Genomic DNA, 26,850 nt, shown 5'->3' on the forward strand with positions numbered 1-26,850 from the left:
CTCCCATTTCCCGTTATTCCTCGAGGGTTTCATGACGGCACGCGACGATATCATTGCGCTCGGCAAACGCATCGGCCAGTCCATCATCGGCCAGGACGCCATGGTCGAACGGCTGCTGCTCGGGCTGCTCGCCAACGGTCATCTGCTCGTCGAGGGGCTGCCAGGGCTTGCCAAGACGCGGGCGATCAAGAGCCTTGCGAAGAACCTCGCCGCCGATCTCTCACGCGTTCAATTTACGCCCGACCTGCTGCCCGCCGATATCACCGGGTCGGAGGTCTACTTCTCCGAAGGCGGAAAGGGCGAATTCAAGTTTCAGCAAGGACCGATTTTCGCCAATCTGATCCTCGCCGACGAAATCAACCGGGCGCCAGCGAAAGTGCAATCCGCCCTGCTCGAGGCCATGGAGGAGCGGCAGGTAACGGTCGGCGGCAAAAGCTATCCTCTGCCCGGCCTCTTCATGGTGATGGCGACGCAGAACCCGATCGAGCAGGAGGGTACCTATCCTCTCCCTGAAGCGCAGCTCGACCGCTTCCTGATGCATGTCGAGGTCGGCTATCCCGACGAAAAGTCGGAAGCGCTGATCATGCAGCTCAACCGGAGCGAAGAGAACGCTGCTCAGACGACAGCCAAACCGCCGGTGGTGGAACGTCTGAGCGAGCAGTCGGTCTTCGATGCCCGCAGGGAAATAGGCGCGGTCACACTGTCCGATCCCGTCGAGAAATATATCGTCGCCCTGGTATTCGCGACCCGTTATCCGGACCGCTACAACAAGGATCTTGCCGCTCTCCTGCAGGTCGGTGTCAGCCCGCGCGGCGGGATCGGCCTAGACAAGGTTTCGCGATCCTACGCCTGGCTCCGGGGCCGTGACTACGTGACGCCCGATGACGTGAAGGCCGTCGTCAACGACGTGTTCCGTCACCGGCTGATCCTCTCGTATGAAGCCCATGCCTCCAACACGCCTGCCGATCAGGTAATCGACCGCATCACCGAACTGGTGGCCGTCTCATGAAACAAGCGCCGTTGGCAAACGATGGTGTTCATATCTCGACCGAGCAGCTTGTCGCACTCGAAGCCCGAGCCCGCGACCTGACCTTCGTGCAGAAAGCCAGAAGCCACCAGCAGATGGCCGGGAGCATGCAATCGGCTCTGCGCGGCCGCGGTCTGATCTTCGAAGAACTGCGCGAATATCTGCCTGGAGACGACATCCGCTCCATCGACTGGCGGGTGACGGCGCGGACATCGCGGCCCGTGGTCAGGATCTACGGCGAAGAGAAGGAGCGGCCCGCCATCCTCGTCGTCGATCAGCGCATCAACATGTTCTTCGGGAGCCGCCGGTCGATGAAATCGGTGACGGCGGCTGAAGCTGCGATGCTCTGCGCCTGGCGCATCCTCGGCTCCGGAGACCGGGTCGGCGGTTTCGTCTTTGGCGATACCGGCATCAGCGAAGTCCGCCCGCATCGCAGTCGCAATGCCGTCATTGCTCTTGCCGATCGCATTGCCGAGAAGAACGCGCGGCTTTCGGCAGCCTATGCGGATGCGCCTGCGTCAACCGCGCTTGACGATGCGTTGCGCCAGACGGCCAGCGTCGCCCGCCACGATCATCTGGTGATCATCGTCAGCGACTTCGATGGCCATGGCGCCATGACACGCGACCTGCTGTTGCAGCTTTCCGCCACCAATGACGTGATATGCCTGCTGATCTACGACCCGTTTCTGCTGGAACTGCCCGATAGCGGCGAGATCGTCGTTAGCGGCGGAGCATTGCAGGCGGAACTCAGCCTTGGCCGCAGCGCCGTTCGCGCCGCCATCGGCAAATTCGCCACCGATCGCGGCAACGAATTGCGTGCCTGGCAGAAAGAACTTGGCCTTCCGATGCTGCCGATTTCCGCGGCGGAAGAAACGGCGCCGCAGCTGCGCAAACTGCTGGAACAATCGGCCTGGCGCCAGCGGAGGCGCTGATGGAACCGGCCGCGAAACTCGATCCGATGACGGAAACGGCGCTGCGCTCGCTGCGCGACATTGCGGTGCCGCCGCCGGTATCCTGGATGCCGCAGACCTGGGGCTGGGCCGTCCTGGCGGCGATCGCATGTGCGCTCGCTCTCGCTTGGGTCATCCTTGCAGCTCTCCGGTACCACCGAAATGCCTACCGCCGAGAGGCTATGCGGCAGCTTGATCAGATCGAAAGCAGCACCGCGAAAGCAAAGCCGGCCCTTGCGCTGCGCGAAATCGCCGAACTTGTGAAGCGCACTGCCCTCGCCGCCTGGCCGCGAAAGGACGTGGCGGCGATCGATGGCGCAGACTGGGTTCAGTTTCTAAGCACGTCGGGAGGTGCCGGTAAGGCGCTGAATGGCGTTCTCGACGATCTTGAATACCGGCCGGATGCGGCGCTTTCTGCCCTTGCACCGGGCACCGTCGAAGATGCGGCTCTCGGCGCCCGCCGCTGGATCGAGAAACATCATGTATCAGCTTGATCTTCCCTGGCTGCTTCTTCTCCTGCCGGTACCGCTACTCGTCTGGTGGCTTCTGCCGCCAAAACGCGAGACCTCGACATCGGTCCGCCTGCCCTTCTTCGACCAGGTCGCGCGGGCAGCCGGCGTGACACCGAGCGAGGGTTCGGTCGTCGCGCGGCGAGGATGGGTGCAGACCGCCGTTCTCGCGCTTGCATGGTGCCTCATCGTCATCGCGCTGGCGCGCCCGCAATATGTCGAGCCCCCGATCGAGAAGAAGGAGCCGCAGCGCGACATCCTGTTGGCACTCGACCTGTCGCAATCGATGGAGGCGAAAGACTTCCGCACGCCACAGGGCGCGCTCGAATCCCGCATCGATGCCGTCCGCCAGGTCGTAGCCAGTTTCATCGGCAAGCGTGGCGGCGACAGGATCGGGCTGATCGCCTTCGGTGATGCGCCCTATCCGCTCGCTCCGTTCACCATGGATCATGCCCTCGTCCGCACGATGGTCGAAGACCTGATGCCAGGGATCGCCGGACCGCGAACGGCGCTGGGCGACTCTCTCGGCCTTGCCATCCGCATGTTCGACAAGACCACGGTGCCGGAGAAGGTCCTGATCCTGCTGACTGACGGCAACGACACGGCAAGCAAGATGCCGCCCCTCAAAGCCGTTGAAGTGGCCAAGGCGAAGAACGTCACGATCCACACGATTGGCATCGGCGACCCTGATGCCACCGGCGAAGACAAGCTCGATCTGGCAACCCTGAAGCAGATCGCCGCCAGCAGCGGCGGCCAGTATTTCTTCGGCGGCAATCAGCAGGAACTCGCGGCCATCTACGACACGCTCGACAGCATGACGCCTGAAGATCAGAAAGTTCTGACCTGGCGGCCGCGCACCGAGCTTTTCCATTGGCCGGCCACAGCCGCAGCCGTCCTGCTCGGCGGCTACTATCTGATCTCCGGCGGCGCGGGGCTGGTCAGGCGGAGGGCGCCCGGATGATCGCCGATTTCCATTTCCTGCGGCCGTGGTGGCTGCTTGCACTGGCTCTGCCCCCTGTGATCGTCTGGCTGGCACATCGCGCCGGAGACAGCAGGGCCCGCTGGAGCGACATGATTGCCCCGCACCTCCTCGACAGCCTGGTCATCGAGCCCGACCGCCGACGTCATCTGCGGCCGGCCTGGATGATCGCGGCTCTGGCCGCGTTGACCATCCTCGCCGGTGCTGGGCCAACCTGGCATCGCGAAGCGCCTCCCTTCGTCTCGGATTCGGCCGCCCTCGTCATCGCTGTCGATCTATCGCCGACGATGGACGCCGTCGATATCACGCCAAGCCGGCTGGAGCGCGCCAAGCTCAAGATCCACGACATCCTGACGGCCCGCGCCGGTGCCCGCACCGCGGTGGTCGCCTATGCCGGGACGGCGCATCTCGTCGTACCGCTGACGGAGGACCAAGCGCTCATCGAAACCTATACCGATGCGCTGGCGACACGCATCATGCCGAAACCCGGCAAGGATACTGCCGCCGCTCTGACGCTGTCTGGCAGCCTGCTTCGCGCGGATGGCAGTCCCGGCACGATCCTGCTGATGACCGACGGCATAGAAGAGACGGCTGCCGGCGCTGCCGGGAAGACCGGCAGCGCCCTGATCGCCCTTGGCATCGGCACCGCCGAAGGCGGTCTGGTCAAGCAGGCGGACGGCAGCTTCCTCACCGCAGTGAGCGGAAGCCGGGTCGTCGCCAAGCTCGACCTCGAGGCGCTCAAGGCGTTTGGAAGTGCATCTGGCGCATCTGTCGCCACTCTCACCGACGACGATGCCGATGTCCGGTGGGTTGGCCAGCATATTCGCACCAGCTTTGCGCAGCAGTCCGCCAGTGAGGGTGATCGCTGGCATGATATGGGCTGGTGGCTGTTGCCGCCTGCAGCCCTGCTGCTCGCCCTCTCCTTCCGGCGCGGATGGGTCGTGAAGGTCGCCGTGATGCTCGCCTTGCTGAAGCTTGCAGCGCCCGCGAGCGCGGAAGCGGCAGGTCTTGCAGATATGTGGCTGACGTCTGATCAGCAGGGCCAGCTCGCGTTCGAACGCGGCGACTTCGCGTCGGCATCGGCACATTTCCAGGACCCCATGTGGAAGGGTACGGCCCTCTACCGCGCCGGACGGTTCCAGGATGCGGTCGATGCCTTTGCTTCTGACGGCAGCGCCGCTAGCTGGTTCAATCAGGGAAATGCGCTGCTGCATCTCGGCAAGCTGGAGGAGGCGGTCGCCGCCTACGGCAAGGCGCTTGAAAAGCGGCCCAATTGGCCGGAAGCGGATGCCGATCTGGCCATCGCTCGACGGCTGCTCAAGCTGAAGCAGGACGAACAGGCTGACCAGCCGCAGGATCCCAGCGAGAAGCCGGATAGCGTCCAGTTCGACGACAAGGGCAAACAGGGCAAGGCCGGGACCGTCGCTGTAGCCGAACAGACTTCGGAAATGTGGATGAAGAACATCGAGGTCAGCCCTGCAGACCTGATGGCCCGGAAATTTGCAATGGAGCTTCAGGAGAAGAAGCCGTGAGATACCTTTGGCTCATCATGCTGATGCTCTGCCCGCTGCAGGCATTCGCAGCCGGGCCTTATGCCAGGGCCTCCGTGGAGGATGACGGCAAGATCGTACCCGGGCAGCAGGTCTATGTGACGGTGGATGTCTTCGTGCCCGATTTCTTCACCTCGCCACCGCAATTCCCGCTGTTCGGCATTCCGGATGCCCTTGTCACATTGCCCGGCGAGCGGTCTCAACACCTGACCGAGACGGCCGACGGAATTCAGTATGCTGGCATTCGCACGCGCTATGCCATCGTTCCGGAGGTGCCGGGCACTTATGCAGTGCCCGCAATCGATATCGAGCTCGGCTACGCGGTCGATGGGAAACCGCTTCGCGTAACGGTGCAAACCAATCCGCTGAGTTTCGAGACCCACGGGAACGCGACCGCGGGAGCAGGTTTTGCCGCCCGGGGCCTGACGATCGCGCAGGCCTTTGACCGGGATCCTGCGGCGCTGAAGGCGGGTGATGCCCTGACGCGCACGATCACCATTACCGCCGGGGATACCCAGGCCATCATGATCCCGCCGGTCGAGGCCGGTGCCGCTCCTGGGCTGACTCAATATGCGAAACCGGCGAAGACGGAAGACGGCATTGCGATCGGCCGCGATACCGCAAGCCGGAGGACCGAAACCCTCGTCTACACGACTACGGCCGAGGGCCGGTTCGCGATACCTCCGATCGACTATTCCTGGTTCGATCTGGACAGTGGCGGGATAACGGTCGCTCGTCTGCCTTCGACTACAGTCCTTGTCGCAGCAGCGCCTGCGAGGACCGGGATTGCGCCCGACGTGCAGGCACCGAGGATGGCTGCTCCCTTCGAACAGCGGCAGCATCTGATGCTTGTTATCCTGCTTGGGCTGGCCGCTGGAGCCGCAGCATGGGCAATGCGACGCCTGCCGCGCGCGCTCGTGCGATATCTGTCGGCTGCCGAACTGCGGTTCAAGACATCGCGCCGCTACCTGCTGCGCGGTCTGCAAAAATCCATCCTGTCCGCAGACCCCGCCGGGGTCTATGCCGCCCTTCAGGCATGGAGCCGTGAGGAAGGCTTTCGCACGTTGCATGATTGGGCGGCAAGCGGTCATCCCGATCTGGCAGATGAGGTCACCGGTCTTGAGAGCACGCTTTATGGAGGCCGCAGCAGCGCGTTCGACCGGCAGCGGCTGGCGCGGCTCGTGACATCGGCCGGCGATCACCGGGCGGGCACACACCCACGGATGGCATTGCCCGCGCTCAACCCGGGCGCGGACACCCTGGCAGCACCGCAAAGGTCAGCATTTACGCTGCACCGGACGTAAATGCGGCGGCATTTACCGTTGCGTACTTACGCCGGGCCAAGCCGCGCGCAAACATGCAGCCAATGAAAGCGGAGGCGATGATGGCTTTGGCATTCGACGGCCTTGCGGCACCAGAGGGCATGACCTGGATTCCCGGCGGAACCTTCACCATGGGTTCCAACGACCACTATCCCGAGGAGGCACCCGCGCACCCGGTCAGGGTCGATGGTTTCTGGATCGACGACACACCGGTGACGAACCGGAAGTTCATGGCATTCGTCAGGGCGACGGGCCATGTGACGATGGCCGAGAAAGCACCTGATCCAAAGGATTATCCGGGCGCCCTTCCGGAGATGCTGCGGCCCGGCTCGCTGCTTTTTGTTCAGCCGAAAGGCGTTAGTGGTCCCGATATCTCGCAGTGGTGGACGTTCAAGTTCGGCGCCGACTGGCGGCGTCCGCTCGGCGGGCTCAGCGATCTGCGCGGCAAGCTAGATCACCCCGTTGTCCACGTCTCCTGGTCTGATGCCAAGGCCTATGCGGACTGGGCCGGGCTCGACCTGCCGACAGAGGCAGAATGGGAATTTGCCGCGCGCGGCGGCCTCGACGACGTGGAATTTGCCTGGGGCGACGAGCTGATGCCCGGCGGAAAACCAATGGCCAACACCTGGCAGGGAACGTTTCCGACGCAATCGAACAAGCGGAAGGGCGAGGAGCGGACCTCGCGCGTGCGGTCCTTTCCGGCAAACGGCTACGGCGTTTACGACATGATCGGCAATGTCTGGGAATGGACTGCAGATTACTGGAGCACACGGCATCCGGAGCCCGCTGCCAAGACCTGCTGCATTCCGAAGAACCCGAGGGGCGGCGAGGCCGAGGCAAGCTATGACCCGCGGCTTCCGGCAATCCGCATAGCCCGGCGAGTCCTCAAGGGCGGGTCGCATCTCTGCGCGCCAAACTACTGCCGGCGCTACCGGCCCGCGGCCCGCCATGCCGAACCCGAGGATACGTCCACCAGCCATGTCGGCTTTCGCTGCATCAAGAGAGTTCACATGTGAGGAGAAGCCGCATGAGCCGCACGCGTCACGCCGATACCACCCTCTTTTCCCTGCTAGCCGCATTCATTCTGACGATCGCCGGCGTTCTGCCTGTTTTCGCGCAGGAGCCACTTGCCTCATGGAATGATACGGCAGCCAAGAACCGCATCATGAGTTTCGTGAAGGCAACGGTGACGGAAGGCGGCGATGGCTACGTCGCGCCGGATGACCGCATCGCGGTGTTCGACAATGACGGCACGCTATGGTCTGAGCAGCCCTATTATATCCAGCTCGGCTTTGCGCTCGACCGCGTGAAGACCCTCGCGCCGCAGCACCCCGAATGGAAAACCAAGGAACCCTTCAAGAGCGTGCTCGATGGCGATTTGAAAGGCATCGCTAAAGGCGGCGAACTCGGCCTCGTCGAGCTTGTGATGGCAACGCATGCCGGCATGACGACAGATCAGTTCAACAAGATCGTTACCGACTGGTTTGCGACCGCGAAGCACCCGAAAACCGGCAAGCTCTATACCGATATGACCTTCCTGCCGATGCGCGAACTTTTGGACTACCTGCGCAGCAATGGTTTTACGACCTACATCGTCTCGGGCGGCGGGGTCGAATTCATGCGGCCGGTCACGGAGAAGCTCTATGGCATACCGCCACAGCAGGTGGTCGGCAGCACCATCTCCACGGAATATGCGATCGTCGGCGACGTGCCTGTCCTCAAGCGGCTTCCGAAGATCGATTTTGTCGATGACGGCGCGGGCAAGCCGGCCGGCATCAACAAGTTCATCGGCCGCAAGCCAATCTTCGTTGCAGGCAATTCGGATGGCGACTACGAGATGATGCGCTGGACGACCGCTGCCAAAGGCCCGGGCTTCGCGATGATCGTCCACCACACCGACGCCGACCGCGAATATGCCTATGACCGGCAATCACCCTTCGGCAAGCTGGACAAGGCGCTCGATGAGGCAGAGCGGCGCAACTGGCTCGTCGTCGATATGAAAGCCGATTGGAAGACAGTCTTTAGATCCGCACCTTAACAATCCGATTGGCCATGCCTTTGCTGTGTGGCCAATCGCCGAATTTTGATCCGGCGACTAATCCGAGTGCTGCATCCTCTCGTAAAGCTTGCTCAGCCGGAGAGGACGAGCCCATGTACAACGCTCCCTGGAAACAGCCGATCGCGATCGAGATGCCGCGGCCACATGGCCTGCAGGTCGTGCGGACCACGCAAGAAGCCGCCGACTGCCTGATCGACAAATGGCCGGAACCGGATTTCGGGCCGGAGCGCGACGAAGCCTTGCGCCTCTGTCTGGAAGTCTACGAAAATGGCGAGGAGCCGGAGAAGGCGCGAGATGCGTTTCTACGCGCAGCGCATGCAGCCGATCTTTTCGTTCATGAACGTGTGTCCAGCTAGCGAACGGCAATGCCGATGGCCCTGCTTAGGGCTTGGCGACACTCGCCACGGCATTCGGATCGACATCGGCGCCCGCCTTCACGAGACCGGCCTCAAGTTCCGCTGCAATGTCCGGTGGAAGGCGCCAGACGGCAACCCTGTCAGCGAAGTTCCGCTCGAAATCAGGATCCTTCCCCCTGATCTCCGCCATGCGCTCGCGAGCCTCCGGTGACTGAAGCTGGCCGAGGGCAGCGGTCCGGAGCGCTGAGACCAGGAAGTCGGTGCAGTTGATCTGCTCGGACAAAAGCGACGCCTCCGAATAGCGCCCGGTCTTGTAGGCATCGAGCGCCAGCACCAGGGTGGCGTCGCGCGGGGCTGCATCGACGCCGTGGCTGGCATCATGCGCCATCGCCACACCTGCGTCCTTGAAACCCGAGAGATAGAGGACAAGCGCCAGCTTTGCCGCCGCATCGCCATTGTTCGGGTTGAGCTCCACCGCACGGTTTCCGGCCCGGACGGCCGCCTCGGTCCGGCCCGCGGCGAACTGCGCCGTCATCAGAGCCACCTGCGCCCTGTCCGATAGCGGCGCCGAGGAGACTGCACCCTTCGCCAGCTCCAGCGCGCGCAATCGGACGGACGGGTCGGACGCGGCACCCCTGCCTGCAAGCAGAATCCGCGCCAGCAGCGCTGTCGCATCCGGGTCGGCGGGAGCTGCAGACAGGCTGCTTTCCAGGCAGTCACGGCTGCGCAACACGCGGTCTGCGCCGCCTTCATCAAGCGCATATTCCGCCCGCAGCACGCAGGCATTGCCAAGGGCATCATCGGGCGTTTCATGGATTTCGATATTGTTGATCACGCCGCGCGTTGCCGCAAAACGCTGCGCCAGCGCGCCCGCCATCTCCTCTCGGACGGCAGCCGGGCTCTTGCCGCTGATATCCACCCGTTCGAGGCCGGAGCGGAGCAGGTCGCCCGTGGCGCTGTCGGCGATCTGCCACCAGACGCTGCGATCATCCGCATCGCCGTAATACTTGATGTCGATCTCGTAATTCCGGCCGGCGCGGCCCGCCGACCGCACGTCGGAATAGCTGGCTTTGGCGACGGTCAGCGTCGTAAACTGGGTCAGCGCGGTCATCAGCGTGTCGCGCGTCTGGCTGGCCTCGCCCTGCATGCGGCCTTCGGCGGCCTCCATCAGGATATAGACGGTCGGCTTTGCCGTCATCGCAGGCTGCCCGGCCAGCAGCTCGAAGCTCGCCGCACCACCAAGCGCCGCGACAATTACCGCGACAGCTGCGGCTCCTCCGAGACGCACCGACCTGCGGGAGCGTACTGCCTGCACCATAGCCTCGGAAATCGTCGCCGCCGGTTCACTTTCGCCGGCTGGCTCGAACCCCGGATGCAGCTCGTCATCCGGCTCGTGCGGCACGAGTGTCGCCGGGAAAAGGGCAATATACATGCCCTTTGGAATATGGATCGTGGCGCCACTGGCGGTGCCGAAGGCCTGATAATAGGCGTCGAGCGCCGATCTCAGACGGCTGATCTCGATGCGCACAATCGGATCGGTCGAGGCGTCGAAACCGCTCGGCCGCCCTAGAACGTCAAGCGCCACCGAATAGGCCTTGACCCCTTCGTCGCAATCGTTGAAGCGGCGCTCCGCCAGATATCTGAGAATGTCTTTCTGACGCTCGGTGACCCGGAAGCGCTGGTCGGCGAGCAGACGCTCGAGTTCGACCTTTGCTTCGTCCTTGGAAACCTCGCAAGCCTTCAAGTCGTGTACTTCAGCATTCATGGCAGCCCCTCGCACACCTTGTCAAAGCTAAAGTAGAACAGAGTAATTTATCGCCGAGATGGCAAGAAGTTGCAAGGCCGAACGCTAATGAAACCGAAACTTGATCGATTTTGACGCGAACCCTGTGTCAGTCCGACACGCCGGAAGGGTGCCCGAGAACATAATGGATCACATCGGATTCGATCTCAGCGCACACGGTTTCGTATTCTTCCCGGAGGGGACATTGCGATCGGGGCCGGTCTTTCGACATCCGTTCCAGGGTGAGGCTGGCCTCTTCGTAGGCCTCGAACAGGTCGGTGATGGACGGTGACGTCGCAGCGAGAATCTGGAGCCTTCCGCGCATCGCAGGCAGCTTCAGCATCAGCCGCCACAGACCCCTCTGGGCGGTTCCGGAACCGTTGACGCCGGTGCCGCTGCTCTTGTCCATCACACCATCCAGCCTCCGGGCCAACCTTGACGGGAGGATTATGCGCCGTCTGAGAAGCCGGGGAAGTACGTTACCGTAAACCGATCCGCGTTTACGCCCGGATCGCGGAATTTACGCCCGCATTTACAGTAACGTACTTCCGCGCCGGAGAACCGGCTGGCTAGATGCACGTCTTGTTCAAGGAGAGTGCAGATGCGGTTCACGGATGCCAGCTCAGCTTCCCTGATTCGACCAGAGTGCGGCAGACTTTCCCGGCCGCCTACCGGCTACATTTTCCGCGTCTGCTTTGGGACGTCGGCAGCATGATCAAATGCCTGGCAGGGTTGCTTGTATTCCTGATCCTTTCCGTGACCGCGCAGGCACAAACGCCCATTCCGGCGAGCGAAAAGAAGATCAACGATCTGGTCGCACTTCTCCAGGATCCCGATATCCAGGCCTGGCTCGAAAGCCGCAAGACGGCCGCAGCCCCGCCGGCGCCATCCGCAACTGCAGCCTCCCCCATCACAAGCTGGGAATCCGAGACGCGGGCGCGGATCGATACGGTCATCGCCGCCGTCCCGCGTATTCCGTCTGAAATTGCCGCAACGGCTGCCAGGACGCGTGCCGATGCGATCTCGCACGGATACGCCCCCGTCTTCGTTATTTTCGGTGGTCTCATCGCCATTGGCCTTGCCGCCGAATGGCTCTATCGCAGGATGCGCGGACAGCGGGAGGGAGCGGCTGCCGCGCTGATCCCGATCGCAGTCTTTGCCGGCGCCATGGCCGTGATCTTCTTTGCAATCGAGTGGCCGCCGCTTGCCCGCATCACCCTGCTTGTCTATCTCAGCGCGTTCGTCGTCTATCGCACCGGATCGGTGCTGATCACGCTCGCGGCGCCGGAAGGGCTGCGGCAGCGCGCCAGGATCCTTCTCGGCATCACCGTGCTCGCCATCGCCACGGCAGCGCTCGGCCCGCCGCTCGGCACGGATCCCGCCGTCACGGACGCGATCTCCTATGTGTTTTCGATCATCGTTCTCGCGCTCGGAATTGAGGCCGTCTGGTCCACATGGAGCCGGCCGAAACCCGCAAAGGCGATCGTCACCGGTGTGATGGTGGCGATGTGGATCCTCTGGTGCCTCGATCTGAAAGGCCTGTTCTGGCTCGGCCTCTACGCTCTCATCCTGCCCGGCATCCTGCGGGGTGCAGGAAATGTCGCCGAACACTTCACCTCGGCCGGGGCTGGTCTGCGAAATGTGCTGGTCGTCCGCGGAGCCCGGGCGATCGTCATCGCAATCGCCGCCGGCTGGCTGGCAATCGTCTGGCAGATGAACCCGGAAACCATTGGCCACCGCGATCCGATCGTATCGGCGATCTTCTATGGCCTGCTGCGCAGCGTCGTCGTTCTGCTTGCCGCCGATCTGATCTGGCATCTGGCCAAGAGCTGGATCGACGGAAACCTTGTGGCATCCGCGCCCGCTACATCCACGCCAGCCGACACAGCGCGGCGCGCCCGCTTCCGGACGCTGCTGCCGATCCTGCGCAATGCGCTTGCCGTCATGATTGCCGTCATGGCGGCGTTGATCATCCTCGCCCAGCTTGGCGTGGAGATCGGGCCGCTGATCGCCGGTGCCGGCATCTTCGGCGTGGCACTCGGCTTCGGATCGCAGACGCTGGTCAAGGACATCATCAGCGGCGTCTTCTACATGCTCGACGATGCTTTCCGTGTCGGCGAGTATATCCAGGCCAAGAATTACAAGGGAACGGTCGAGGGCTTCAGCCTGCGATCGGTCCGGCTCAGGCACCATCGTGGCCCCGTGTTCACCGTCCCGTTCGGCGAGCTCGGCGCGGTCGAAAACATGAGCCGGGACTGGGTGATCGACAAGTTCCGGATTTCCGTCGGCTTCGACACCGATGTCGAAAAGGCCCGCAAGCTGACCAAGAAGATCGGCGCCGAACTGCTCGAAGATCCCGAACTCGGGCCTCTCTTCATCGAACCCCTGAAGATGAAGGGCGTCGAGGAATTCGGCGACTACGGCATCGTGCTGGGCTTCGGCATGACCACGGTACCCGGCATGCAGACCTACATACGCCGCAAGGCACAGCTGCGGATCCGGGAAGCCTTCAGGGCAAATGGCATCGAATTCGCGCAGCCGACCGTCAATGTCGGTGGCGACGAGCGGGAGGGTGGAGCGGCCGCAGCCGCCGCCACCATCAAGGCGCAGCAGGCGAAAGCAGCTGCGGCAGCAGAAGTGTGACAAGGGCCAAGGCCGAGGGGACGACACATGCACAGCAAGATTCGATTTGTCATTGGTGTTGCGGCACTGGCCGCCTTCGCCGCGCCTGCGGGTGCTGCCGATCTGCTGCCGGTAACAGCGCCGCAACCATCACCCGAGCGGCCCGACGGCTGGAGTTTCTCGTTCTCTCCCTATTTCTGGATTGCCGGTCTCGATGGCGAGAGCCAAGTGTTCGGCTTGCCGACCGTGGATGTCAGCCAGGATTTCGGCGCCATCATCTCGACCCTGGATTTCGCGTTCATGGGAGCGGGCGATGCCCGCTACGACCGTTTCAGCATCTTCACCGATATCAGCTATGCGAGGGTAACCACCGACTCCGCCACGCCGCGCGGCATCATTGCCGACGACGTTGACCTGAAGACTGTGACCTTCACGGCGCTGTTGGGTGCCGCCTACACGATCTACGAGGACCCGCAGGCGCGCCTCGACATTCTCGCGGGTGCCCGTTTCTGGCATGCCGAAACCACTATCCGCCTGAGTGGCGGCCTGATCGGTAATCTCGAGGGAACCGACAGCGCCAACTGGGTCGATGGTCTTGTTGGTTTCAAGGGCAGCTATTCCTTCACCGACAATGTCTACATGACCGGCTGGGCGATGATTGGTGCGGGCGGCGCCGACCTCGACTGGGATGTGCTGGCCGGCCTCGGCTACAAGTTCAACGACACCATGTCAGCCGTGCTCGGATACCGTGCCCAGGGCGTCGATTACAGCAGTGACGGCTTCACCTACGACATGATCCAGCACGGCCCGATCATCGGCATGACGATCCGGTTCTGAAACTTGCGGCGAAGTGCAGATCCCAATCGGAGACCAACGCATGAAGCCAGGAATTCTCTTTGCCGCAGCGGCCGCTGCGGCGGCCCTCCCGCTACCGGCTGTGGCGCAGGATGCCGATCTCGCCAAGAAGCTTTCCAATCCGGTCGCCTCGCTGATCAGCGTGCCGTTTCAATTCAACTATGACAGCGGTTACGGCCCGCTCGACGGCGACAGGGCCGTGCTGAACATCCAGCCGGTCATTCCCATTTCGATCAACGACGACTGGAACGTCATTTCCCGAACCATCCTGCCGTTCATCTGGCAGAACGACATCGCCGGCAATTCCGGTAGCCAGTTCGGCCTTGGCGACATCACCCAAAGCTTCTTCTTTTCGCCGAAGGAACCGGGACCGGGCGGCATCGTCTGGGGCGCCGGCCCGGTCTTCCTGCTGCCGACCGCAACGGACAAGATGCTCGGCAGCGGCAAGTGGGGGCTCGGCCCGACCGCCGTCGTCCTGAAGCAGGATGGCCCCTGGACCTACGGCGCGCTCGCCAATCACATCTGGTCCGTCACAGGCAACAGCGATCGGCCTGATATCAGCTCCACCTTCCTGCAACCCTTCATATCCTACACCACCCCTGATGCCTGGACTTTCTCGCTTAACACCGAAAGCACCTATGACTGGAAGAACGACCAGTGGGCCGTGCCGATCAATTTTTCGGTGGCAAAGCTCCTGAAGTTCGGCGAACAACCGGTGAGCTTCCAGGTCGGTGCCCGCTACTGGGCCGAAGCGCCCGAGAACGGACCGAACGGCTGGGGCTTCCGCGCCGGGATAACGTTCCTGTTCCCGCAATAGGCTGGCGTCGGGAGAAGCGGTCTGTCACCTGCCTGATCGACATCGCCTATTGCATGCCTGATGGCGCTATGCGATTGCGCGGTCAGATATCGAAGGCGGACGACCCATGACAGCATCGCGATACACCGATTACATCCAGGATCTGAAGGCAGCCCTGGACGATCTGCACGGCAATAGCGACCGGTACCAGACCTTCGATCTCCACGCCGAACTGGCGATGGGGGCGAACCTTCTGGTTTACGAGACGCGCAAGCGCAAGGGCCAGATCGACACCATGGCCTATGCCCGAGCGCCGACAGGCAACAAGCCGATTGCGCCTGACATGGCCAGGGATCGTGTCCTGTCATTCCTGGCGATGCAGGAACACATCGCGCTGACGGGCGATCCGATGATCAGCCTCAACGAGGAATATCCGCATGCGGTGATCAGCTTCGAGCACCGGGCGAAAGGTGCTGCCTCCAATAAATCGATGAAGATGATCTTTGCCGGCGTCAACGATGCCGAAGACGCTGCCCGCTATGTCACGGCCGTCGGCAATCCTGCCGCGATCGTTTCGACGCGCCCGCACGTTTCGAAGAAGCTGTGGGAGTGGAAATAACAGACGCGGGCAGCGGCTTTCACCGCGCCCGCGATTGTTTCTTCTGCTCCTGAAAGGCCTATTTCAGGGTCGTCTCGTCGGCAAGAATAGCGCCGGCTTCGTCGAGCAGCACGTCCTTCGCCTTCTTGCGGGCATTCTCGATCGCAATATCCGCACTGAGGCTGCGCTCGTTTGACTGCAGGCCGTCATCCGGACCCGTGTCTTCGCCGCTGACATCGGCGCGCGCCTTCAGGCGCGCCTCGCGGGCGGCCTGTTCCTTGCGGCGCTCGGCCTCATTGAGGGAGATAAGCCCCTTGTCGCGCTGCGCCTTCAGGTCGGCAATGTCCTCAATCAGGCTCTGATAGCCCGGATCGGTCTTGACGCGCGCATCATGGCGGCTCTGCAACTGTGGCAGCACGCTCTTGATGTCGCCGAAAGGCTTATATTTTGCAGGCTTGATTTCCGTCCATGGCAGGGCGTTATCATAGCTCGTCTCGCCGAAGGTTTTCGGGTCGGAAAGACCCGGGAAGGCGATATCCGGGGTCACGCCGCGCAGCTGCGTCGTCCCGCCGTTGACGCGGAAGAACTGGGCGATCGTCACCTTGAGCTCGCCGAATTTGGGCTTGCTGTTATGCGCCATCTCGTCGAGATCGACGACGGTCTGCACGGTGCCCTTGCCGAAGCTCGGCTCTCCGATGATCACGCCACGTCCGTAATCCTGGATCGCCGCAGCGAAAATCTCCGATGCCGAAGCCGAGCCGCGGTTGATGAGCACACCCACCGGACCAGTCCACAGGGGCTCCTGGAAGTCAGCGCTCTGGACCACGACCTTGCCATCCGTGCCGCGCTGCTGAACGACCGGACCATTGCCGATGAACAGGCCGGTCAGGTCAATCGCCTCGGAGAGCGAGCCGCCGCCATTGTTGCGGATATCGATCAGAACGCTGTCGACATTGTCCTGCTTCAGTTCCTCGAGCAGCTTGGCGACATCGCGGCTGGCGCTCTTGTAGTCCTGGTCGCCCTTCCGACGCGCCTCGAAATCCTCGTAGAATGCCGGCAGCGTAATCACGCCGATCTTGCGCGTGGCATCGCCGTCCTTGACCGACAGGATATCCTTGCGGGCGGCCTGTTTTTCGAGGCTGATCTTGTCGCGCACCAGGCTGATGATGTGATGGCTGCCGTCGGCACTGGCTTCTGCGGGCAGAATGTCGAGACGCACGACGGAGTCCTTCTCACCGCGGATCATCTGCACGACTTCGTCGAGACGGGTGCCGAGCACTTCCTTGATCGCGCCATTCTCGCCCTGGCCGACGCCGATGATGCGGTCGCCGACGGCAAGCTTGCCGGAGAGCTGCGCCGGGCCACCGGGCACGAGTTCGCGGATCGTCGTGTAGTCGTCGCGTTCCTGCAGGACCGCGCCGATGCCGACCAGCGACAGCTTCATCGAAATGTCGAAATCGGCAGAGGCCGAGGCGCCGAAATAGTCCGTGTGCGGATCGACGGAATTGGTATAGGCGTCCATGAACGACTGGAAGACGTCGTCGCTCTTGTACTTGTAGGCGCGCTCCAGAGCGTTTTCGTAGCGCTTCTCGAGCGTATCGCGAATGGCATCGTCCGCCTTGCCGCCAAGCTTCAGCCGCAGCCAGTCGCTCTTGACGCGCTTGCGCCAGAGATCGTCGGACTCGGCTTCGGACTGCGGCCACGGGGCGTTGTCGCGCAGCACGGAATAGTCTTCCTTTACGCTGAAATCGAATCCCTGCTTCAGCAGGCCGCGCGAATAATTCATGCGATCGACGACGCGCTGCTCATAGACGTTGAAGATCGTGAACGGGATCTGCAGGTTCTGCTTCTCGATGGCGTCGTCGATCTTGCTCTTGTCGGCCATGAACTTGTCGATGTCTGCCTTCAGGAAGATCATCCGGTCCGGATCCAGCGACTTGATGAAGTGATCCATGATCTTGGCCGACAGCGCATCATCGAGTGCGACGGGCCTGTAGCTGTAACGGGTCAGAAATTGCGCGCTCATTTGCGCAGCCTGGGCCTGCTGCTTCAGCGGCTCCAATACAGGCGGCGATGCAGCTTCCAGGGCATATGCGGACGGCGCGATTGCAAGGAATAATCCGAATAAACCGTATTGTATGCGCATTCAGCTCTGTTCCAATTCTTGGTGCCGCGTATCAATGACCGATGTAGGTGGAACAATTATGGCTTTTTGGCAACCGGGCGGATCGTCTCTGCGGATGTTTCCAATCGAAAACGGCTGCGGCTTGCAGCCCGGCTAACGCCTGCCGCCGGCCAGAAGCCGTGCTTCCGGGTCGCGCCGCAACCTCAACATCGCGGCACATCCCGCGAAGGGACCCAGCGCAAGCATCGTGAAGGCGCCCGGCCAGCCGAGCAGCGCCCGGACCTCGGGAACGAGGTGAATGCTGACCATCGTGAGCAGAAAGCCCGCGCATGTCTGCGCCGTCAGCAATGTCCCGACTGAGCCGGGCTCCGCAAGCTCCGCGACCGAGGCCGAAAACTGGGCGGAGTCGGCAATCACGGTGATGCCCCAGATGATGGCCACGGGCACCAGCAAGCACAGCGGCGCGGAATAGAGCCAGCCGATCAGCAGCGCGCATATGCCGCTGGCACTCATCGCAGTTGTGGTCACAAAGGTCCGGCCTCGCCTGTCGGCGACGATCCCGCCGAGCCAGGAGCCGGCCGCCCCGGCAGCGATGGTGGCAAAGGTCAGCCAGGCCGCCTTGGTGTCGGCGTTCTGAAGACCGCGCGCCGCAAACGACTGATGCAGGAAGACCGGCAGCCAGGCCCACATGGCGTAGAGCTCCCACATATGTCCGAGATAGCCGAGATTCACGCGCCGCAACGACGTCCGGCGCCAGCTTTCGGCAATCTTCGATAGATCGACCGATGGCGCACGGCGGATGTTGGGGCCAAGCTTGGCGAAGGTGATGAGCACGGCAGCGGCCGCCGCCGATCCCGAAGCCACGCCGTAGATTGCACGCCATTCGACATCGCCGACCGCCGCCAGAAGATGCGGGCTGGCCGAGCCGAGCGTCAGGGCGCCGACCAGAAGACCGATCAGAAGGCCGAGATCGCGGCTTGCCCAGGTCGCGGCCATGCGCATGCCGACCGGATAGACGCCCGCCATGCAGATGCCGGTCAGGAAACGCAGCGCGATCGCACCGGGGCCGACAGGCGCCATGAAGACGAGACATCCCGTGGCAATGGCGGCAATCGCGGCGCACAGCGCAAACAGCCGCCGCGGATCGAAACGGTCCGCCAGCGACAGATGCGCCGAGACGACCGCTCCGGCCACGAAGCCGATCTGCACGGCCGTGGTCAGCATCGCCTCCTGCGAAGCGCCGATTGCATATTGCTGCTTGATGCTGGCGATTGCCGCGCTCGACGAGAACCACACGCTCATCGCCGCCACCTGCGCCGCGAGGATGATCGCCAGCGAAACGGCCTTTCGGCCGGCTGGCTTGGCCGGCGGATCGCCCGCGGCAGATGTCGCTAGGCCGCGCATCGTGTCAGGCCGCAGGTCCGGCCGCATTGACCGGCCTGGTCGCCACCCGATGAAAATCGCGTCCGAAATAGATCAATCCATCGCGGCCCGGCTGATTGCGGACCGCCTTCACACGGCAATAGAAAACCGTATGCGTGCCGACCTCTGACACGGAATCGACCTCGCAATCGATGGCGGAGACTGCGCCATCAAGCACCAGCGCTCCGGTTTCAAGTGTGCTCCAGTTGGCACTGGCAAGGCGCTCGCTGACCGATAATCCCTTCGTCGCGAATTGCATCGCGATCTCTTTCTGCTCGGCGCAGACAATATTGACGCAGAGATTGCCGTTCCGGCGGATGATCTCGTTATTGGCGCTGGAGCGATTGATGCAGACCAGCAGCGTCGGCGGCTCGTCTGTCACCGAACAGACCGCCGAAACCGTGCAGCCGGCAGGGCCTGCGGCTCCATCCGAGGTGATGATATTCACCGCAGCCGCAAGCCCGGCCATGGCATCGCGATACGCAGTTTTATCGACCACGTTCAATCCTTCCTGATGATGCTGAGAGCTGCTACCGGGAGCCGGCTCCGCCGCGATATTGCGCGGCCGAATGGGTCGATGGCAGGCGTGCCGTGCCGAACAGCTTCTCGCGGTAGGTTCCTTCTGCGTATGACGTCTTGTAGACCCCCTTCTCCTGAAGAACAGGGATCAGCAGATCGATGACATCCTCGATGCTCTCAGGCGCAATGGTACGCGACAGATTGAAGCCCGCCACGCCGGTCTCGCCGCTCCAGCCGATCAGCATATCGGCAATCTCTTCGGCCGAGCCCACCCATGGGGTCTGGCGGCTGCCCAGCACCATCTGCTCGAGAAGTTTGCGGCGCGTCCATTGCGGACCCGCCGCCTTATTGATGATCTCGACATTGGAGACGATCGCCTGGCTCTTGCCCGTCTCAATCGGCTCATCGATATCGTATTTCGAAAAATCGATACCAAGCGATGCGGCCGCATGCACCAGCGCCGCTTCGGAACTGACGTAGCGCTTGTATTCCTCGAACTTTTCCTGCGCTTCGGCATTGGTTTTGCCGAGAACGAGGCTGGCGCCAAGGAACACCTTGACGTCCTCAGCCGAGCGGCCTTTCGCTTGCGCCCGCGCCTTGATGTCGGCGGTGATACTGCGGACATCCTCCTTCTTCTGGCCGTTGACGAAGACGCATTCCGCATGGGTCGCTGCAAATTCGCGCCCGCGCGGCGAAGAACCCGCCTGATAAAGCACCGGCGTGCGCTGTGGCGACGGCGAGCAGAGATGCATCGCATCGACCTTGTATTGCGGTCCTTCGTGGTGGATCACGCGAACCTTTGACGGATCGGCAAACATCGCATTCCGGCGATCGGCAATAACGGCGTCGTCGTCCCAGGATCCTTCCCAAAGCTTGTAAACCAGCGACATATATTCGTCGGCGAGATCGTAACGGTCGTCATGCGCGGTCTGACCCTTGAGGCCGATGGCGCGGGCGGCGCTGTCGAGATAACCGGTGACGATATTCCAGCCGATGCGGCCGCCGGTAATGTGATCGAGCGTCGACATCCGCCGGGCAAACAGAAACGGCTGCTCATAGGTGAGATTGCAGGTAACGCCGAAACCGAGATGCTTGGTGACCGCCGCCATCGCTGGGATGACGATCGTCGGATCATTGGCGGGGATCTGCACCCCGCCGCGCACCGCCGCATCCGGACTGCCGCCATAGACGTCATACACACCAAGGACATCGGCAAAGAAGATGCCGTCGAACAGACCGGATTCGAGCTTCTTCGCGTATTCCATCCAATATTGCAGATCGTTGACGCGGTCAGACTGGTCCCGCGGATGCGTCCACATGCCCTGCTGGATGTGGCCCGGGCAGACCATATCGAAGGCATTCAGATGGATCTGGCGAGGCATCATCGATTCCCCTATCTTGGCCAAGGCTCACAGTCGTCCACCATCGTGGATTATCTATGCCAATATGATGGACATTCGATCTGTGTCAAGGCGGCATTTCCGTCCATACGGGACTGCAGGAAGCCGGCGCGGCAAGCGGTCCAGCGCAGCAGGCTTCAGTTTCCGCCATGCTGATCATACCACTATAGTAGCATGATCGACTCCGTCAGGCCTCACGAAGAACGATCACCGCATAACGGCAGGGTTCGGCCGTTTCATTCCGGAAGATGCAATCGTTGGGAGGGCCGAGTTCGAGGCAATCCCCTTCCCGCATCTCATGGCGGACGCCGCCTTCGATGAAGACAAGTTCGCCCGCCAGCACCCAGACGAGGTGCTTGCGATTGGCATAGGACGAGGCGGGAAAGCCCGATTCCTTGCCCGGCGGGAAATCGACATCGATCACATCGATCGGCGTCACCGATCGCGGCGAGACATGGCGGCGCGCATAACCGGTAACGGGATCGATCCAGACCGGCTGGTCGTCCTTGCGCAGCAACATCCCTTCCTGCATCTCGGCACGCACCATCAGTGTCGACATGCTGATCTCGAAAGCGCCTGACAAACGGGCCAAAAGCATTGCCGTCGGGCTTGCCTCGCCGCGCTCGACCTTGTGGATCATCGCGCGGGAAACACCTGAGCGTTTCGCGAGCTCGGTCAGCGACCAGCCGCGAATTTCCCGTTCAATACGCACCCGCGCGCCGAGGCGCTCATCGATTTTATCCAGCATGACGACATCACTAACGCGTGCCACCGGCCGCCGCAACTCGGGTTCCGCGGGCTGCAGCCGCACTAAAGACAGTAAAGCCAGCGGGCGAGCTTCCGCCTCAACCGGCCAGAAATCGCACTCCGGAATTACGGCTTGCCAAATTATCGATAAAATATATTTTCTATCCATAATTTTAATCTTGAGGCGACAAGAATGCCAGAAATCGTTCGGAATACCGAGTTTGAAGCACGTCACGCTCCGCACAAACCGACCAAAACGTTAGACAACGCAAAACTTATCTATAATTTACCGTTTAATGATCTACTCTTCCGGGCGCAAACCGTTCATCGCGCCAATTTCGATCCCAATGCCGTGCAGATGAGCCGGCTCCTCTCGATCAAGACGGGGGGATGTGCGGAAGATTGCGGATACTGCAGCCAGTCGGCGCACAATCCGACCGGGCTAAAGGCGTCGAAGCTGATGGAGGTCGAGCGCGTTCTCGCGGAGGCGCGCAAGGCAAGGGATGCCGGGGCGACTCGCTATTGCATGGGGGCCGCCTGGCGCAGCCCGAAGGATCGCGATCTGGACACGCTGACCGCCATGGTCGAGGGCGTGAAGGCGCTTGGCATGGAAAGCTGCATGACGCTCGGCATGCTCTCGGCCACGCAGGCAGACAGGCTCGCAGAAGCGGGCCTCGACTACTACAATCACAACATCGATACGTCCGAGCGCTTCTACTCCGAAATCATCACCACACGGAGCTTCGAAGACCGGCTCGATACGCTGGAGACTGTGCGGGCTGCCGGCATCAAGGTCTGTGCTGGAGGCATCCTGGGGATGGGCGAAACGGTCGATGACCGGATCTCCATGCTGCTGACGCTCGCAAACCTGCCGGTGGCGCCGGAGAGCGTTCCGATCAATCAGCTGATCGCGATCCCCGGCTCGAAGCTGGAACATGCCGCCCCTGTCGACCCGATCGATTTCATCCGCACGATAGCACTCGCGCGCATTCTGATGCCGACATCCCACCTGCGGCTCTCGGCCGGACGGACGGAGATGAGCGACGAAATGCAGGCACTCTGTTTCTTCGCCGGCGCCAATTCGATCTTCGTCGGCGATACGCTGCTGACGACGGATAATCCCGGCGAAGACCACGACACGTCGCTCTTCCGACGCCTCGGCCTGTCGCCAATGCAACTGGAGCCGGCGCTGTGACCGCAGCGATACTCGCCGGCTATATTGTGACACTGGATGGCCTGCAGCGAAAGACACGCCTGCGCCATCTGGCCCCGCAGCGCGGCGCCGATTTCACCTCCAACGACTTTCTCGCTCTGGCCGGTGCGCCACGTCTCAAGGCGGCGATCGCTGCGGCCATGGAGCGGGGCATTCCCGTTGGCGCAGGGGGATCTCGGCTGCTACGCGGCAATCATCCCGAACACGAGGCGCTGGAGACCGAAGCAGCAGCCTTCTTCGGGGCGGAGCGCGTGCTCTATTTTGGCAGCGGCTATGCCGCCAATTCCGCGCTTTTCTCGACGCTTCCGAAGCGTGAGGATCTGATCGTCCATGATGCGCTGATCCATGCGAGCGCGCATGAAGGCATCGAAGCCAGCAAGGCGGCCTCGACCGCCGTCGCTCACAACGATGCCGATGCTTTCGACGACGCGATCGGGAAATGGCGCAAGCAGGGTGGCCGGGGCCATCCCTGGGTTGCCGTCGAAAGCCTCTACTCCATGGATGGCGACCGCGCACCGCTCGCGGCATTTGCTGACATTGCCGAACGTCACGACGGCTTTCTGGTCATCGACGAGGCGCACGCGACCGGCGTGCTCGGCCCAGGCGGACGGGGGCTGGCGGCCGGGCTTGAGGGCCGGGAGAATGTGCTGGCGCTTCATACTTGCGGCAAGGCGCTCGGCGTTTCCGGCGCTTTGCTTGCCGCTCCCCGGGCGCTTGCCGACTACCTCGTCAACCGCGCCCGCGCCTTCATTTATTCGACGGCGCCCTCGCCGCTCATGGCGGCCGGCGTGCGCGAGGCGCTGCGGATGGTCGAGGATGAACCGGAGCGGCGCATCAGCCTTCAGCAACTGGTTTCGTTCGCCGGCGACGAACTGAAGAGTCGGCTTGGCGTCCAGCCGAGCGGATCGCAGATCCAGCCGGTGATCATCGGTGGCAATGCGCAGGCGGTCCGAATTGCGGACCGTCTGCAGGATCATGGTTTCGACATCCGCGCCATTCGCCCGCCCACGGTACCCGATGGCACCGCGCGGCTGCGCCTGTCGATCACACTCAATACAGACCGCGACCGGATCGCCAGCATGATCGATTGCCTCGCCGCCGTCATGGAGGAAAACAATAGATGACACCGCGTTTCGTGGTCTCCGGCACGGATACCGGCATCGGCAAGACCGTCTTTGCGGCGGGCCTAGCCGGTGCGCTCGGCGCCCATTACTGGAAGCCGGTGCAATCCGGCCTCGAGGATGAGACTGATAGCCAGACCGTCGCCCGGCTCAGCGGATTGCCATCAGGCCATATCGTGCCTGAAGCCTATCGTCTCACAGCGCCCTTATCGCCGCATCTTTCCGCGCGGATTGATGGGATCGAGATCGATATAGGCAAGCTTCTGCCACCCGAATGCAAAGGGCCGCTGGTCATCGAGGGCGCGGGCGGTCTGCTGGTGCCGCTGACGGCTACCACCGTCTTTGCCGATGTCTTCGCGCCGTGGCGCATTCCCGTCATTCTCTGCGCACGAACGGCACTTGGCACGATCAATCACACGCTGCTCTCCCTCGAGGCGCTGCGCCATCGCGCCATCCCGATTTGCGGCGTTGCCTTCATCGGGCCCGAGAACGCGGACACACAGGCGACGATCGCCACCATCGGACAGGTCGATATTCTGGGGCGACTGCCGATGCTGGACAATCTGACGCGTGAAAGCCTCGCCCAGGCATTTCGCGAGAATTTCGATACGCGGCTGATGCTGGAGAACTGCGCATGAGCCGCTCTCCCGTCTGGCACCCGTTCACCCAGCACGCCCTCGAACCGGCGATGAGGCGCATCGTAAAGACAGAAGGCAGTTCTCTTTTCGACGAGGATGGCAATCGTATTCTGGATGCGATCTCTTCCTGGTGGGTCATCACCCATGGCCATCGCCACCCGGCCATCATGGCCGCGATCCGCGAGGCGACAGAGGTCTACGACCAGGTGATCTTTGCTGAATTCACGCATGAGCCAGCCGAAGCGCTGGCGGAAGGCTTGCTCGCCTTCGCTCCACCCGGTTTGCAGCACGTCTTCTATTCCGACAGCGGCTCGACCGCCGTGGAAGTCGCGATCAAGATGGCGCTCGGCACCTTTCACAATCGCGGTATCGCGCGCGACCGCATCGTGGTGATGGAACACGCCTATCACGGCGACACGATCGGCACGATGTCGGCGGGAGAACGCGGCGTCTTCAACGCGCCGTTCGAACCCCTGCTCTTCGGCGTCGATCGCCTGCCTTTTCCCGAAGCCGGCCGCGAGCAGGAAACGCTTGATGCTTTCGAACGCTTCTGCCGCGCCGAAAGGACCGCCGCCATTCTCATCGAGCCGCTGGTGCTTGGCGCAGGCGGCATGAAATTCTATGCAAGCGGCGTTCTCGCCTCTCTGAAGGAAATCGCCGGGCGGTATGGCGTGCTGTTTATCGCCGACGAGGTGATGACCGGCTGGGGCCGGACTGGAACCCGCTTCGCCTGCGAGCAGGCGGGCGTCAACCCCGATATCCTCTGCACCTCGAAGGGCCTGACCGGTGGCGCCCTGCCGCTGGCGGCAACGCTCTGCACGCCGGATATTTTCGAGGCGCATCTGTCCTCAGATCGGCGCAAGACCTTTTTTCACTCGAGCTCCTACACGGCGAACCCCATCGCCTGTGCCGCGGCTGTGGCCAACCTGAAGATCTGGCGCGACGAGCCTGTCGACGCAAGGATCGATGCGCTGGCCGCGCAGCATTCGGCCCACCTGAAACGCTTCGAAAACGACCCGCGATTTACGGGCGTCAGGCAATGCGGAACGATCGCTGCCCTGGATCTCGTGGTCCCTGCGGGCGGCTATCTCGCCGAGGCCGGCCCGCATCTACGGCGGCTGTTCCGCGAGCGCGGGTTGCTCGTGCGACCGCTTGGCAATGTCATCTACCTGATGCCGCCCTATTGCACGACTGGGGCGGACCTTGCCGCCGCCTATGACGCCATCGACGAGGTGGCTTCGCTCGCCCTGGCAAAGGTGGGGTCGTGACGGCGCTTCTTTCCTCCAGGCTCGCAGGCTTCGGCCACGCCGTCCCGTCGCGTATTGTCCACAATGCGGAGATTGAAAACCGGCTGTGCCTGGAGGATGGCTGGATCGAACGGCGCACCGGCATCCGATCGCGCTACTGGGCAAGCGAGGGTGACACGCTGACTGGCCTTGCCACGGCAGCCGGCCGGATGGCGATCAGTAATTCCGGTCTTGCAGCTGACGATGTGGCCCTCACCCTTCTTGCGACCTCGACGCCCGATCATCTGTTGCCGCCGTCTGCGCCGCTTCTGGCCCACAAGCTCGGGCTCAGGAATTCCGGCGCGATCGACCTTGCCGGGGCCTGTTCCGGCTTTCTCTATGCGCTGACGCTGGCGGATGGTTTCGTGCGCGCCCAGGGGCGGCCGGTGCTGGTCGTCGCTGCCAACATTCTCAGCCGCCGGATCAATCCTGCCGAACGCGCCAGCGCCGTGCTTTTCGCCGACGGCGCGGGAGCCGTCGTGCTCGCGCCCTGCAGCGATGGGAGAAGCGGCCTCAAGGCCGCCGCGCTGGCGTCCGATGGTAGCGGCTATGATCTGATCGGCATTCCGGCGGGCGGGAGCTCCAAACCGTTCACGCGGCAGACGCCGGGCGATGAAATGCTGATGTCGATGCGCGACGGGCGCGAGGTCTTCTCCCGTGCCGTCGAACTGATGACAAGGACGTCGCTTCAGGCCGTCGCCCAGTCCACCGGGACCATTTCGGCCATAGACCGTTTCATTCCGCATCAGGCGAATGCACGTCTTTCCGATGCCATCCGCCGCAATCTGGCGATCGAGGAAAGCAAGGCCGTCAGCACGATCGCCGAATATGGCAATTCTTCCGCTGCAACCATACCGCTTTCACTCTCGGTCGAGAACAGCAGACGGCCGTTCGCGCCAGGAGAGAACCTTCTGATGACCGCGGCAGGCGCGGGTCTGGCTGGCGGGGCAGTCGTCTTTGCGATGTGACCGGC

General features: G+C 62.6%; 25 protein-coding genes. 18 read left to right on the forward strand and 7 right to left on the reverse strand.

The window, feature by feature from the left end:
* The first annotated feature begins 31 nt into the window (after positions 1–31).
* From AC1DIJ_RS22290 to AC1DIJ_RS22330, 9 genes are all read left to right on the forward strand, one after another.
* A complete protein-coding gene (locus AC1DIJ_RS22290; RefSeq protein ID WP_112389977.1) occupies positions 32–1,009 on the forward strand; it encodes an AAA family ATPase in 978 nt (325 codons plus the stop codon).
* Entirely contained in the window at positions 1,006–1,959 is a 954-nt protein-coding gene (locus AC1DIJ_RS22295; RefSeq protein WP_112389978.1) for a DUF58 domain-containing protein, read from the forward strand. Before AC1DIJ_RS22290 ends, AC1DIJ_RS22295 begins: the two co-directional genes overlap by 4 nt.
* Positions 1,959–2,471, forward strand: coding sequence for a DUF4381 domain-containing protein (locus tag AC1DIJ_RS22300; protein ID WP_112389979.1), 513 nt, complete (start codon positions 1,959–1,961; stop codon positions 2,469–2,471). The genes AC1DIJ_RS22295 and AC1DIJ_RS22300 overlap by 1 nt, the downstream gene beginning before the upstream one ends.
* A complete protein-coding gene (locus AC1DIJ_RS22305; RefSeq protein WP_112389980.1) occupies positions 2,458–3,447 on the forward strand; it encodes a vWA domain-containing protein in 990 nt (329 codons plus the stop codon). Before AC1DIJ_RS22300 ends, AC1DIJ_RS22305 begins: the two co-directional genes overlap by 14 nt.
* On the forward strand, positions 3,444–4,997 hold the full coding sequence (locus tag AC1DIJ_RS22310; RefSeq protein WP_112389981.1) for a VWA domain-containing protein: 1,554 nt from the start codon (positions 3,444–3,446) through the stop codon (positions 4,995–4,997). Before AC1DIJ_RS22305 ends, AC1DIJ_RS22310 begins: the two co-directional genes overlap by 4 nt.
* Positions 4,994–6,319, forward strand: a complete 1,326-nt coding sequence (locus AC1DIJ_RS22315; RefSeq protein ID WP_112389982.1) for a BatD family protein — start codon at positions 4,994–4,996, stop codon at positions 6,317–6,319. The genes AC1DIJ_RS22310 and AC1DIJ_RS22315 overlap by 4 nt, the downstream gene beginning before the upstream one ends.
* Positions 6,320–6,399: 80 nt before the next feature.
* On the forward strand, positions 6,400–7,353 hold the full coding sequence (locus tag AC1DIJ_RS22320; RefSeq protein WP_112390084.1) for a formylglycine-generating enzyme family protein: 954 nt from the start codon (positions 6,400–6,402) through the stop codon (positions 7,351–7,353).
* A gap of 11 nt (positions 7,354–7,364) precedes the next feature.
* Complete coding sequence (locus AC1DIJ_RS22325) at positions 7,365–8,375, forward strand: HAD family hydrolase (protein ID WP_112389983.1); 1,011 nt, start codon at positions 7,365–7,367, stop codon at positions 8,373–8,375.
* Between the two features lie 113 nt (positions 8,376–8,488).
* Positions 8,489–8,752, forward strand: a complete 264-nt coding sequence (locus AC1DIJ_RS22330) for a DUF982 domain-containing protein (protein ID WP_162698768.1) — start codon at positions 8,489–8,491, stop codon at positions 8,750–8,752.
* A gap of 25 nt (positions 8,753–8,777) precedes the next feature.
* Here the strand turns inward: AC1DIJ_RS22330 and AC1DIJ_RS22335 are convergent, their stop codons facing one another.
* Positions 8,778–10,517 carry a tetratricopeptide repeat protein gene (locus AC1DIJ_RS22335; protein ID WP_112389985.1) on the reverse strand — a complete coding sequence of 580 codons (1,740 nt, stop codon included), beginning with the start codon at positions 10,515–10,517 and terminating at the stop codon, positions 8,778–8,780.
* 127 nt (positions 10,518–10,644) lie between these two features.
* Entirely contained in the window at positions 10,645–10,944 is a 300-nt protein-coding gene (locus AC1DIJ_RS22340) for a hypothetical protein (protein ID WP_112389986.1), read from the reverse strand.
* A 305-nt stretch (positions 10,945–11,249) separates the two neighbouring features.
* Between AC1DIJ_RS22340 and AC1DIJ_RS22345 the strand changes: the two genes are divergently transcribed.
* The 4 genes from AC1DIJ_RS22345 to AC1DIJ_RS22360 all read left to right on the forward strand — a co-directional run bounded on the left by AC1DIJ_RS22345 (position 11,250) and on the right by AC1DIJ_RS22360 (position 15,427).
* Positions 11,250–13,178, forward strand: a complete 1,929-nt coding sequence (locus AC1DIJ_RS22345; RefSeq protein WP_405049672.1) for a mechanosensitive ion channel family protein — start codon at positions 11,250–11,252, stop codon at positions 13,176–13,178.
* Between the two features lie 27 nt (positions 13,179–13,205).
* Positions 13,206–13,994: a hypothetical protein gene (locus tag AC1DIJ_RS22350; protein ID WP_112389987.1), complete on the forward strand. Its 789-nt coding sequence runs from the start codon at positions 13,206–13,208 to the stop codon at positions 13,992–13,994.
* Positions 13,995–14,034: 40 nt separating this feature from the next.
* Complete coding sequence (locus AC1DIJ_RS22355; protein WP_112389988.1) at positions 14,035–14,829, forward strand: transporter; 795 nt, start codon at positions 14,035–14,037, stop codon at positions 14,827–14,829.
* A 106-nt stretch (positions 14,830–14,935) separates the two neighbouring features.
* Positions 14,936–15,427 carry a hypothetical protein gene (locus AC1DIJ_RS22360; protein ID WP_112389989.1) on the forward strand — a complete coding sequence of 164 codons (492 nt, stop codon included), beginning with the start codon at positions 14,936–14,938 and terminating at the stop codon, positions 15,425–15,427.
* 58 nt (positions 15,428–15,485) lie between these two features.
* On the opposite strand, the gene AC1DIJ_RS22365 is transcribed toward AC1DIJ_RS22360, so the two are convergent.
* The 5 genes from AC1DIJ_RS22365 to AC1DIJ_RS22385 all read right to left on the reverse strand — a co-directional run bounded on the left by AC1DIJ_RS22365 (position 15,486) and on the right by AC1DIJ_RS22385 (position 21,863).
* Positions 15,486–17,552, reverse strand: a complete 2,067-nt coding sequence (locus AC1DIJ_RS22365) for a carboxy terminal-processing peptidase (protein ID WP_112389990.1) — start codon at positions 17,550–17,552, stop codon at positions 15,486–15,488.
* A gap of 132 nt (positions 17,553–17,684) precedes the next feature.
* Positions 17,685–18,962, reverse strand: coding sequence for an MFS transporter (locus AC1DIJ_RS22370; RefSeq protein ID WP_310301312.1), 1,278 nt, complete (start codon positions 18,960–18,962; stop codon positions 17,685–17,687).
* Complete coding sequence (locus AC1DIJ_RS22375; RefSeq protein ID WP_112389991.1) at positions 18,940–19,452, reverse strand: flavin reductase; 513 nt, start codon at positions 19,450–19,452, stop codon at positions 18,940–18,942. The genes AC1DIJ_RS22370 and AC1DIJ_RS22375 overlap by 23 nt, the downstream gene beginning before the upstream one ends.
* Positions 19,453–19,483: 31 nt before the next feature.
* Entirely contained in the window at positions 19,484–20,854 is a 1,371-nt protein-coding gene (locus AC1DIJ_RS22380; RefSeq protein ID WP_112389992.1) for an LLM class flavin-dependent oxidoreductase, read from the reverse strand.
* 205 nt (positions 20,855–21,059) lie between these two features.
* A complete protein-coding gene (locus AC1DIJ_RS22385) occupies positions 21,060–21,863 on the reverse strand; it encodes a helix-turn-helix domain-containing protein (RefSeq protein ID WP_310301306.1) in 804 nt (267 codons plus the stop codon).
* Here AC1DIJ_RS22385 and bioB point away from each other — a divergent pair.
* Genes bioB through AC1DIJ_RS22410 form a run of 5 tightly spaced genes read left to right on the forward strand, consistent with a single transcriptional unit; the run spans position 21,813 to position 26,845 of the window.
* Positions 21,813–22,814, forward strand: coding sequence for a biotin synthase BioB (gene bioB, locus AC1DIJ_RS22390; protein ID WP_112389994.1), 1,002 nt, complete (start codon positions 21,813–21,815; stop codon positions 22,812–22,814). The genes AC1DIJ_RS22385 and bioB overlap by 51 nt on opposite strands.
* Complete coding sequence (locus tag AC1DIJ_RS22395; protein WP_112389995.1) at positions 22,811–23,956, forward strand: 8-amino-7-oxononanoate synthase; 1,146 nt, start codon at positions 22,811–22,813, stop codon at positions 23,954–23,956. Before bioB ends, AC1DIJ_RS22395 begins: the two co-directional genes overlap by 4 nt.
* Positions 23,953–24,591 (forward strand): dethiobiotin synthase, encoded by a 639-nt coding sequence (bioD, locus tag AC1DIJ_RS22400; protein ID WP_112389996.1) that lies wholly within the window; start codon positions 23,953–23,955, stop codon positions 24,589–24,591. The genes AC1DIJ_RS22395 and bioD overlap by 4 nt, the downstream gene beginning before the upstream one ends.
* Positions 24,588–25,859, forward strand: a complete 1,272-nt coding sequence (locus AC1DIJ_RS22405; protein WP_112389997.1) for an adenosylmethionine--8-amino-7-oxononanoate transaminase — start codon at positions 24,588–24,590, stop codon at positions 25,857–25,859. The genes bioD and AC1DIJ_RS22405 overlap by 4 nt, the downstream gene beginning before the upstream one ends.
* Positions 25,856–26,845, forward strand: a complete 990-nt coding sequence (locus AC1DIJ_RS22410) for a beta-ketoacyl-ACP synthase III (RefSeq protein ID WP_112389998.1) — start codon at positions 25,856–25,858, stop codon at positions 26,843–26,845. Before AC1DIJ_RS22405 ends, AC1DIJ_RS22410 begins: the two co-directional genes overlap by 4 nt.
* Positions 26,846–26,850: the final 5 nt, after the last annotated feature.

It is taken from the genome of Rhizobium sp. 10N427 (genome assembly GCF_056394605.1).